Origin of the sequence: Dactylosporangium sp. NPDC049525 (assembly GCF_040676755.1) — a bacterium.
Taxonomy (GTDB): Bacteria; Actinomycetota; Actinomycetes; order Mycobacteriales; family Micromonosporaceae; genus Dactylosporangium.
The window spans coordinates 18,892-29,196 of sequence record NZ_JBFAPO010000098.1; the positions used below are offsets into that span (position 1 = coordinate 18,892).

Here is a 10,305-nt window from a genome sequence, read left to right on the forward strand (position 1 = left end):
CACCTCCACACTCCCCTCATCTTGCGGTTCGTTGCGCGGCAGAGCGTTGCTTATTGACCAGGGTCTACGTACAGTCAGTGCATCACCGCCATATGAAACGTTTTAATGAAACGTTTCACACATTCCGACAGGAGCACCGCCATGCGCCTGAAGAGACGCCGCGCGGGCGCCACCGCGCTCGTTCTGCTTGCCGCGTTCCTCACCGCACCGTCCACACCGGCCAACGCCGCGACGCCCGTCGCCCTCTCCGGCGCGCACTGGGTCTGGTACCCCGAGGGCAGCCCCGCCACCAGCGCACCCGCCGCATACCGCTACTTCCGCAAGAGCTTCACCGTCGCCGCCGGCGCGGTCACCGAGGCGCAGCTGGTCGTCACCGGCGACGACACCGTCGACGTGTGGCTCAACGGCAAGCCCGTCGCCGCCTCCCCGCGGGTCGCGGACTCCTGGCACAACGCGGTCTACGTCGACCTGCAGTCCGCCCTGGTCAGCGGTACCAACACCGTCGCGATCGCGGCACGCAACACCACCGCCGGCCCGGCCGGCATGATCGGCAAGGTGCACGTCGTCACCGCCGGCGGCACCACGGACGTGATCACCGACGGCAGCTGGAAGGCGTTCCAGACCGTGCCGACCGGCTGGGAACAGCCGGGGTTCGCCGACGGCGGCTGGCCGGCCGCCGCGGACCTCGGCGCCTACGGCGTCGGCCCGTGGAACTCCGACGTGGTCCTGCCGGACCCCAACGCGCCGTCACCACTGAGCGTGGCGAGCGGCACCGTCGAGCACCGGGCCAACCCCCTCGGCGTCGACGCGGCCAAGCCCCGCTTCGGCTGGAAGCTCACCTCGACCGCCGTGCAGCAGCGGCAGGCCGCGTACGAGCTGTCCGTCGACGGCGTCTGGAACAGTGGCCGGGTCCCGTCCGGCCAGCAGGTCGACGTGGTCTACAACGGCCCGGCGCTGCAGTCGCTGAAGCGCTACACGTGGAAGGTCCGGGTCTGGGACACCCAGGGCCGGGTCAGCGCGTGGAGCCCGACCTGGTTCTTCGAGACCGGCCTGCGCACGCCGGCGACCGAGTGGACCGGTGACTTCATCGGCCAGACCGCCGTCACCGCCGACCTGTCCGGCGCCACCTGGATCTGGTACCCGGAGGGCGACCCCGCCGCGGGCGTGCCGGCCGCGACCCGCTACTTCCGGCGCACGTTCACCCTCGCCTCCGTCCCGGCCGCCGCGACCCTGATCGTGACCGGCGACGACACCGCCGACGTGTGGGTCAACGGCACCCAGGTCAGCACGTCGCCGCGGGTGTACCAGTCGTGGCAGCAGGCGGCCGTCACCGACATCAGGAGCCGGCTCGTCGCCGGTACCAACACCATCGCCATCTCCTCGGAGAACACCACCCAGTCACCGGCCGGCATGATCGCCAAGCTGACCGGCGTCAACCTCGTCACCGACGCGTCGTGGAAGTCCTCCACCACCGCACCCGGCGGCTGGAACCAGGGCGGGTTCAACGACAGCGCCTGGCCCGCGGCCCGCACCGTGGCCACCTACGGCACCGGCCCGTGGGGCGCGAACGTCGTCGTCGCGAAGGCGGCGCCGCTGCTGCGCAAGGGCTTCACGGTGAGCAAGCCGGTCGCGTCCGCGCGGCTGCTGACCACCGCCCTCGGCCTGCACGAGACCCGCCTCAACGGCGCCCGCGTCGGCACCGACGTCCTCGCCCCCGGCTGGACCGACTACAACAAACGCGTCCAGTACAAGGTGTACGACGTCACCGGCCAGATCCGCCAGGGCGCCAACGCGCTGGGTGCCTGGCTGGGCAACGGCTGGTACTCCGGCAGCCTCGGCTTCGCCGGCAGCCAGAAGTACGGCACCCAGCCGTGGTACTCCGCGCAGCTCGTCATCACCTACACCGACGGCACCAGCGCGACGGTCCGCACCGACAACACGTGGAAGGTGATCAACGGACCGATCCGCGCCGACGACCTGTACGCCGGCGAAAGCTACGACGCCCGCCTGGCCGTCGCGAACTGGGACGGCTTCGGCTTCGACGACAGCGCCTGGCCCACGGCCGCAGTCCGGACGGGCACCAAGCCCAACCTGGTCGCGCAGGTCGACAACGGGGTGAGCGTCCAGCAGGAGTTCCGCCCTGCCGCCGTCACCCAGCCGTCGGCCGGGGTGTGGATCTTCGACATGGGCCAGAACTTCACCGGCTGGAACCGCATCTCGGTCACCGGCCCGGCCGGCTCCACCGTCCAGATCCGCCACGCCGAGGTGCTCACCGGCGGCCAGCTCTACACCACCAACCTGCGTGCCGCCCAGGCGACGGATCGCTTCACGCTCGCCGGTACCGGCGGCGCCGAGGTCTACGAGCCACGCTTCACCGTCCACGGCTACCGCTACGTCGAGCTGACCGGCCTCCCGGCCGGCTTCACCCCGACCGCGGACACCGTCACCGGCCGCGCCGCGTGGACCTCCGGCTCGCAGCTCGGCACCCTCACCACCTCGAACGCCCTGGTCAACCAGCTCCAGCACAACATCCTGTGGGGCGAACGCTCCAACATGCTGTCGATCCCCACCGACTGCCCGCAACGCGACGAGCGGCTCGGCTGGACCGGCGACATCGCGATCTTCGCCGGCACCTCCACCTTCAACGTCGACGTCCAGGGCTTCCTGGACAAGTTCGCCGACGACCTCGTCGACGCCCAGCGCGCCGACGGCGCCTTCACCGACGTGGCACCCGCCGTGTGCTGCGGCGCGGGCACCGCCGGCTGGGGCGACGCGGGCGTCATCGTCCCCTACACCCTCTGGCAGCGCCACGGCGACATCCGCGTCGTCGACGAGCACTTCGACGCGATGGCCCGCTGGGTCGACTACCTGCGCGCCACCTCGGGCAGCGACCTGATCCGCAACCAGCCCACCTACGGCGACTGGCTCAACGTCAACGACAACACCGCCCAGGACGTCATATCCACGGCGTTCTTCGCCTGGTCGGCCCGCCTGGTGTCGAGGATGGCCCTCGCCACGGGCCGGACCGCGCAGGCCGCCTCCTACGGCACCCTCGCCGACCAGGTCGGCGCGGCATTCACGTCCCGCTTCGTCGCCGCCGACGGCACCGTCTCCGGCAACACCCAGACCGGCTACGTCCTGGCCCTGGCCTTCGGCCTCGTGCCGTCCTCCCGGACTGCTTCCCTGGCCGACAAGCTCGTCGCCAAGGTCGCCGCGACCGGCGGGCACCTGTCCGTCGGCTTCCTGGGCGTCGAGAACCTCCTGCCGGTCCTCGCCAACACGGGCCACGCGGACACGGCGTACCAGATCCTGCTCCAGCCCGGCTTCCCCGGCTGGGGGTACATGAACAGCCGCGGCGCCACCACGATCTGGGAGCGCTGGGACGGCATCCGCACCGACGGCTCCTTCCAGGATCCCGGGATGAACTCCTTCAACCACTACGGTCTCGGCTCCGTCGGCGACTTCCTGTACCGCCAGGTCGGCGGCCTCGGACCGGCGTCACCGGGCTACGCGTCGCTGCTCATCGCCCCGCAACCGGGCGGCGGCCTGACCTCGGCCAAGTCGTCGTACGAGACCCCGTACGGCCTCGCGGTCAGCGACTGGTCGATCTCCGCCGGCGCCCTGACCTTGCGGGTCACGGTCCCGGCCGGCGCCTCGGCCACGGTGAAGGTCCCGACCTCGCAGCCCGGCTCGATCCTGGCTCCCGGCCAGGCCGTCCCGTCGGGATCGGGAACGTTCCTGCTGCCGGCGGGCTCGTACACCTTCACCGCCCCCGTGTAGCCACCCGCGTGTGATCGGAGGACGGACTCGGCCGCCACCCGCAGCCGGCTCCGTCCTCCGACCACCACCAGTGCTCTGGATCTGTTGCGTCCGCGGACGGTTCGGCCCGGCCGATAGTCCGCTAAGGGCGCGTTTCGTCCGCTTCGCGCATTCGGTCCGTTGCCGACACCCGGGGACGGACCGAAGGTGCGGGATGACTTCGCCGTTGATCACGGTCCTCCCGGCATTCAGACCGGGATGCGTGCCGGAGCCCGCGCGAGACCGCTGCGTGTTGCCGGTCGGGCGCCAGGCGCTCGTCACCATGATCGGGACCGCCAGTCGTCTCGGCGGCCGGCGCGGGGCCTTGGCGGATGCCGTCCCGGATCTGTCCGGATGGGCGCCAGCGTCGGCGGAACACGTGACCGGCGACGCACGACCGATCGCGAGTCGGACCCATGCGGCGCCGTGCTGCTCCATTTCGCAACACGCTCTGCGCCGCCCTGCCCAGGCCTGCGAGCCGCCGATTCGCACCAGGCTCTCTGACCCCGAGGGATCGTTCGGGTCGTCCGGTGGGTCGACGTCGCGGGGCGGCCGGTTCCCGGCGAGCCTGGTCGGACGGCGACCTTCGCCGCACGGGTCTCCACGCAGCCGCCCATGCGGAGGGCGCGCCGATGGTCGACCGCAACAAAGAAGGGCGGCCGGCCCCTCAGTCGGTCTCGGGGCGTTGCGGCAGGATTCGGGTCTCGTCGTCCGCGGGCAGGTCCAGCATCATCGTCCGGTCGGCGTCCGGCGGCAGAGCGGACAGCGAGGCAGCGGCGGCACGGGACTGGCGGAGGGCGTCGGTGAGGGCGGCGTTGATGCGGGTGCCGCCGCGCTTGAAGCCGAGCTCTCGCCGGGCCTCCTCGAGGACCTGCTCCTCGGTCCGCAGCAGGGTGTCGGACTCGATCCAGCGGATCAGGTCGACCAGCACCGCGGCCGGGTATTCGGCGATCGGGCGGCCAGGGGTGAAGTCCGGCCGGGGCAGAGTGCGGTCGGAGGGTGCGTCGGCCGGGGTGGACGGTGCCGGCAGGTGCAGCACGATGGTCGGCTCGTTGGTGCGGCGGGCGTCGACCGCGGCGACCGCCTCGTCATATGCGGCGCGAGTGCGGGCGGTCTCGGCGGCCGGGTCGGCGAACCAGTCGGTGGACCAGATGCGGTGGTAGCGCCAGCCGAGCCGCTCGAGCTGCTCCTGCCGGAGGCGGTCGCGGTCGCGGGCGGTGCTCGCCGAGTGGTAGGTGGCGCCGTCGGTCTCGATGGCGAGGACGAGTTCGTCGGGCTCGGACGGGTGGGCGCAGGCGAAGTCGATGAAGGCACCCGTGACGCCGAAGCGGGCGGTGACGGGGATGCCGGCGGCGGTGAGGCGGGCGAGGACGTCGGCCTCGAAGGGGTCGGGCTGGACGCGTTCGGCCGCGGTGCCGCTCAGCGACGTGCCGCCGGACTCGGTGTATTCGAGGTAGGCACGCAGCAGGCGCACCCCCTCCGACGTGCTGCGGGCGGGGTCCATGTCGGCGGCGGTGAACGAGCTGACCAGGGTCATCCGGCGGCGGGCGCGGGTGATGGCGACGTTGAGCCGCCGCTCGCCGCCGGGCAGCAGCAGCGGGCCGAAGCGGTAGGGCAGCTGACCGGCGGCGTTCTTGCCGTAGCCGATGGACAGGATGATCGCGTCGCGCTCGTCGCCCTGGACGCGTTCGAGGTTCTTGACGAAGAACGGCTCGGCGGCGGACTCGGAGAAGAACGCGTGCAGCTCGGGGCGGGCGGACAGGGCCTTGCGCAGGGCGAGGTCGACGCGGTCGGCGTGCACGATGCCCATGGTGATGATCCCGAGGGACTCGCTCGGGCGCAGCTGGGCGTGCTGCAACGCCAGCTCGACGACCCGGTCGACCTCTGCGGTCACGCTGTCCGTGTCGGTGTTCGCAGCATCAAAAGCGACATGCACGTGCCGCACGGAGCCGGCGCCGGCCGTGCCGGGGAACGTCACGAGCGAGCGGTCGTAGATGTGGGCGTTGGAGAAGCCGATGAGCCGGTCGTCCTGGCTGCGGTAGTGCCAGCGCAGCAGATACGCCGGGAGCAGCGCGGTCAGCACGTCCAGGATCGACTCGTAGCCGGAGGTGAGCGACAGGTCGATCGAGCCGTCGGCCCGGACGCCGAGCGGGTCGGCGCCGCCACCGTCCTCCGCGGCGGTGAAGAACGACGTCGGCGGCAACTGGTGCTCGTCGCCGGCGACGACGACCTGCCGGGCCCGCAGCAGCGCCGGGACCGCGTCGGCGGGGGTGACCTGGCTGGCCTCGTCGAAGACGACGACGTCGAACAGGTCCGCCTCGGCGGGCAGCAGCTGCGACACGATCAGCGGGCTCATCGCCCAGCACGGGCGCAGCGCGGTCAGCATGTGCGGGGCGGTCGCGAAGAGCTGGCGGATCGGCAGGTGCCGGCGCTTGAGGTTGGCCTGGTGCTCGACGAGGCGGCTCTCGTCGGGGTGCTGGTCACGGGTGCGGGTGATGTGCTCGGCGACGGCCCGCAGGACGCGGCTGGCGGTCGCGTCGATGTGCGCGCGGTCCGCGGCGCGGAACTCCTCGACGGTGCGGGTGTGCAGCGGGCCGTCGAACGCGCCGATGCGGGGGTCGGTGAAGTTGAGGTGCTGCAGGATCGAGGCGTGCCAGCAGGCGTCGAAGACGGCCGCGGCCAGGTCGGCGTCGGGGCGGCGGGCGGCGAGGTCGGCGACGAGCTGCTCGAGGCCGAGGCCGCTGAACGCGGCGCCGAGCTCGTTGAGCCGCGGGACCTTGCGCAGGGTGCGCTCGTCGGCGGCGAGCCCGGCCAGCACGGTGCCCAGCCGGTCGAGGTCCAGGCCGGCGAGGCCGAGGTGTGGCAGGTGCCGCTGCAACTGCGTGACCTGCGTGTCGAGCTGCTCGAACGCGGCCTTGGCCCGGGCCAGCTCGGCCGGCAGGCGGGGCGGGCCACCGTCGGCGGCGGCGCGGGTCCACTGGGCCCGCTGGGTGAGCGCCGTCGACAGGCCGGCGAACAGCTGCTGCCGGCTGGGGCTGCCGGGGCCGCGCCAGAGCTGGGCGGCCTGCTTGCGCATCCGCCGGCGGGTGAGCCAGCCGGCGTCGGCGCCGGGCTGGCCGGCGTGCTCGCGGCGCCAGGCGGCGTCGGCGGCGGACGCGATGTGGGTGGCGAGGTCGACCCGGAACACGTCGTCGCGGAAGTTGCTCAGGGTCGCGGCGATCCCGTCGAGGAACGCGAACAGGTTGCGCCAGCCGGCCAGGTCCGCGGGCGGGCGCAGCCCGGTCTGCTCCTGGACGTGCCGCAACCCCGGCCGGGCCGCGGGCAGGGTCCGCTCGGCGAGCCGCTCCACAAGGTCGAATGCGGCTTCGGCGTCAGCAGGTGTACGCACAGCGGCGCCGACCCAACCCGACTGCTGAGCGGTGATGGTGAACCCGCCGAGGGCCGCGAAGTCGCGCAGCTGCTCGCGGACCCGGCGGGCGGTGCCGGCGTCGAGGGCGGCGAGGGTCTGCCCGCGCAGCCGCACCGCCGTCATCGACTGCCCGGCCTCGGACAGGAACGCGGACAGCGCGACGAGGGCGCTCTGCGACTGATACGCACTGACGCCCCACGGCTCACGGACCTGGTGCAGCGCCTCGTCGTGCCCGTTGAGCTGGGCCCGCTTCGTGACCAGGGTCTCGTGCAGGACGCTGAGGTCGGGCTGGGCGATCCTGGCGGCGGAGTCGAACGCGGCCTTGAGGTCGGCGGCGACCCTGCGCCGGGACGTGGTGCCGTCGTGCACGTCCATGACCAGGCTGCCGAGCCCGCGCCGGGCGAGCCGGTCGGTGACGGCGGTGATCGCGGCCCGCTTCTCCGCCACGAACAGGACCCGCTTGCCGCGGGCGACCAGGGAGGCGATGAGGTTGGCGATGGTCTGGCTCTTGCCGGTGCCGGGCGGGCCCTTGATCACGCTGTGCTGGCCGGTGAGGACGGCGTTGATCGCATAGTTCTGCGAGGAGTCGGCGTCCAGCACCAGGAACTCGTCGACGGGTGCGATCAGGTCGGGGTCGTCGGGCTGGACCGCGCCGACCGCGTGCAGCCGCTGCTGCGCCTCGCCGTCACCGGCGATCGCGGCGATGATCTCGTGGCCCTCCAGGGCTTCGGCGGCGACCCGCAGGTCGTTGACCATCGGCAGCTTGGCATAGGAGAACGTGCCGAGCACGCACCGCGGGCCGATGGTGAACCCGCGGACCCGGCCGGACGCCTCCTTGACGAGCCGCTCATAGAGGGGCTGTGGGTCGAAGCCGGCCGTGTAGCTGATCAGCTCCTCGAGCTCGTCGGCGTCGACCTGGACGCCGAACTCCTCCTCGAGCAGCTGCAGCAGGGTCGGGTTGACCTCGGTGTCGCCGTGGACGCTCAGCTCGAAGTCGTCCTCGGCGGCGCCGCGGGCGCGCAGCTGGGCGGAGCGCAGCAGCACCGGTGCCGCGGGCACGCCGCTGCCGGCGGGCGGGGTCCAGGTCGCGCTGCCGATGGCCACGAAACAGGTTTCGATGCCGCGCTCCTCGGCCAGCTCGCGGGCCTTGTTCCTGATCGTGCGGGCGCGCTTGACGGCGGCGGCGTGCGTGAGCACCGGCCCCTCGTCAGGCTCGGCGACCTCGGCGGGCTCGGCACCCTCGGCGGCTTCGGCGCCGGGCCCGACCTCGACAGGCGGATCAGCGACGACCTCGATGTCCTCCACCGGCCCCGACGGCACTTTCGCCCGCCCGATGGCGGGCCGCTGCGAGTCCGCCAGCCGCGACCCGGTCGGATCCGGCTCCGCGACCACCGGCGGCTTCGAGGCGGCCAGATCCAGGGCGGTGTCGTCCGGCGCCGGACCCTCACCGGCCGCCGGCTCCTCGCCGGCACCGGCGCGGGAGCGTTTCCCGGCGGCGGAACGGGTGAACAGCTGGCTGAGCGACATGGTGCGCCCACCCAGCAGCGCGGCGACCGCGACCGGGTCGGCTGCGGACAGGTCCAGCGTGCCCGCGCGCAGGTCCTTGTAATACAGCAGCGTGTTACGCCCGCCCAGGTCGATGAGCTGCGAGCGCCACCGTCGGGAGGCTTCCTGCACGAGCGTCGCCCGCGTCTGTCCGTTCACGGTGCCGAGCGTAGTGGCCGGGTACGACACTCTGCACTGATCAAAAGCCGCTGATCGATCAGCATCTTTACTGTTAACAAACCTTCGCGTAATGTCCAGCGCTAAGGGCGCCCCCAAATCCCCCATCTCGCTCGAGTCCGAGGCAGGTCTGCAATGAGACTGCGTATCGGGGTGATCGCGGCTGCCCTGGCAACGGTCGCGGCCACCGTCATCGTCGCCGCGACGCCCGCGTTCGCCGCGCCCGCCACCGCCGCCTTCGTCAAAACCTCCAGCTGGGGTTCCGGCTATGAGGGCAAGTACACCATCACCAACGGCACGACCAGCACGATCAACGGCTGGACGGTCGCGATCGACCTGCCGGGCGGCACCTCGATCAGCTCGTCGTGGGACGCCAACCGGACCGGCACCACCGGCCACATCACGTTTGCCAGCACCTGGAACGGCACGATCGCCCCGGGCGGCACCGCCAGCTTCGGGTTCATCGCCGCCGGCAGCGGCGACCCGACCAACTGCACGCTGAACGGCGCCTCCTGCGGCGGCGGCACCACGCCGACCACGCCGCCGGTGACCACGCCGGCCGGCACGCCGGGCGTCCCGGGTAACTTCCGGGTGACCGCGACGACGAACACCAGTTTCTCTCTGGCGTGGAACGCTTCGACGGGTACCGTCACCGGCTACCGCGTCTATGAGGGCAGCACCGTGCGGGCGACCGTGACCGGCACCACCGCCACGGTGTCCGGGCTGGCGGCCGGCTCGACCCACACCTACACCGTCAAGGCGTACAACACGGTCGGGGAGTCCGCGGCGTCCAACAGCGTCACCGCCACCACCACCGGCGGCACCACCACACCGAGCGGGTTCGCCGCCGCCCCGTACCTCTACCAGTGGGGCGAGCCGCCGAACCCGCAGACCATCCAGTCCGCGACCGGGATCCGCTGGTTCACCCTCGCGTTCGTCCTGTCCGGCGGCGGCTGCACCCCCGCCTGGGACGGCAACCGCCCACTCACCGGCGGCGTCGACCAGACCGTCATCAACCAGGTCCGCGCCGGCGGCGGCGACGTCATCCCGTCCTTCGGCGGCTGGAGCGGCAACAAACTCGGCCCCAACTGCTCCACCCCACAAGCCCTGGCCAACGCCTACCAGACCGTCATCAACACGTACAACCTCAAAGCCATCGACATCGACATCGAGAACACCGACGAGTTCGAGAACGACACGGTCCGCAACCGGATCGTCGACGCCCTCAAGATCGTCAAGCAGAACAACCCCACCCTGAAGACCATCATCACCTTCGGCACCGCCACGACCGGCCCCGGCTACTACGCCCAGCAGCTCATCAGCCGCGCCGCGTCCACCGGCGCCAACATCGACGTCTTCACCATCATGCCGTTCGA

General features: G+C 72.0%; 3 protein-coding genes. 2 read left to right on the forward strand and 1 reads right to left on the reverse strand.

Going from position 1 to position 10,305, the window contains the following annotated elements; genetic code table 11:
* The first annotated feature begins 141 nt into the window (after positions 1-141).
* On the forward strand, positions 142-3,780 hold the full coding sequence (locus tag AB0K00_RS55075; protein ID WP_363539228.1) for a family 78 glycoside hydrolase catalytic domain: 3,639 nt from the start codon (positions 142-144) through the stop codon (positions 3,778-3,780).
* 685 nt (positions 3,781-4,465) lie between these two features.
* Here AB0K00_RS55075 and AB0K00_RS55080 read toward each other — a convergent pair.
* Entirely contained in the window at positions 4,466-8,911 is a 4,446-nt protein-coding gene (locus tag AB0K00_RS55080) for an AAA domain-containing protein (protein WP_363539230.1), read from the reverse strand.
* Between the two features lie 153 nt (positions 8,912-9,064).
* Here AB0K00_RS55080 and AB0K00_RS55085 point away from each other — a divergent pair.
* Positions 9,065-10,305, forward strand: a 1,241-nt coding sequence (locus AB0K00_RS55085; RefSeq protein ID WP_363539232.1) for a cellulose binding domain-containing protein, incomplete at its 3' end; no start/stop codon positions are given.